Genomic DNA, 1126 nt, shown 5'->3' on the forward strand with positions numbered 1-1126 from the left:
CTAGTGTTCTGTCTCAGTTTTGACTAGCCGCTTGTTGGAGGGCGACGCGTCCACGTCGGACCTTGGCCAGGATCGATTCGGCGGTGGCGGTCCAGACGAACGGTTTCGGGTCCTCGTTGTGCACGCGCAGGTAATCCTCGATCGCGGTGACGAGGTCGGGGACGCTGTGGAACACGCCGCGGCGGATCATCTTGTCGGTCAGGTCGGCGAACCAGCGCTCGACCATGTTCAGCCACGATGAGCTGGTCGGGGTGAAGTGCAGGTGGAAGCGGGGGTGCTTGGCCAGCCACGCCTTGACGTTGGGGTGGGTGTGGGTGCCGTAGTTGTCAACGATCAGGTGGACCTGCAGCTTGCGGGGCACCGAGGTGTCGATCGTGCGCAGGAACCGCAGGAACTCGTCGTGCCGGTGCCGGGCGAAGCACTTGCCGATGACCTTGCCGGTCAGCACGTCCAGCGCGGCGAACAAGGTGGTGGTGCCGTGGCGCTTGTAGTCGTGGGTCATCGTGCCGGCCCGGCCGGGCTTGAGCGGCAGGCTCGGCTGCGTGCGGTCCAGGGCCTGGATCTGCGACTTCTCATCCATGCACAACACGACGGCCTTGTCCGGCGGGTTCAGGTACAACCCGATGACGTCGACGAGCTTCTCCTCGAACCGCTTGTCGTTGGACAGCTTGAACGTTTCCACCAGGTGCGGCTTGAGCCCTCGGGCGTCCCAGACCCGCTGCACCGTCGCCGGGCTCACGCCGACCTTCGCCGCCATCGACCGGCACGACCAGTGCGTCGCCCCCTGCGGCTTCGAGTGCAGCGTCAACTCCACAATCTCATCGATCGTGGCCTGCGGAATCGACGCCTTACGACCACGACCCGGCGCGACCTTGCCCAGATCGGCGAGCCCACGCTCGGCGAACTCGGACCGCCACGCCCGCACCGTCATCCGGGTCACCCCGGCCAGCGCCGCGTTGTCGGCATTGGACATCCCGTCCGCAGCGTGCAGCAGCACCTGCGCCCGCTGCACCAGCCGATGCGCGACCGTACGCGACTTGGCAAGAGACTCCAGCAGTTCCCGCTGACCGGTTTCGAGCACCAGTGGTGCGGCAGCACGTGTCACATCCAGAGTCTACTACTACGG

1 protein-coding gene is annotated in these 1126 nt (G+C 66.0%); it reads right to left on the bottom strand.

Annotated features, from left to right (window positions below; all coding sequences use genetic code 11):
• Positions 1-13 precede the first annotated feature (13 nt).
• Positions 14-1111 carry an IS630 family transposase gene (locus tag ACLQ25_RS32665; protein WP_425734580.1) on the bottom strand — a complete coding sequence of 366 codons (1098 nt, stop codon included), beginning with the start codon at positions 1109-1111 and terminating at the stop codon, positions 14-16.
• Between the last annotated feature and the right edge of the window lie 15 nt (positions 1112-1126).

The organism is Micromonospora sp. DT44, from assembly GCF_049841635.1.
Taxonomy (GTDB): Bacteria; Actinomycetota; Actinomycetes; order Mycobacteriales; family Micromonosporaceae; genus Micromonospora.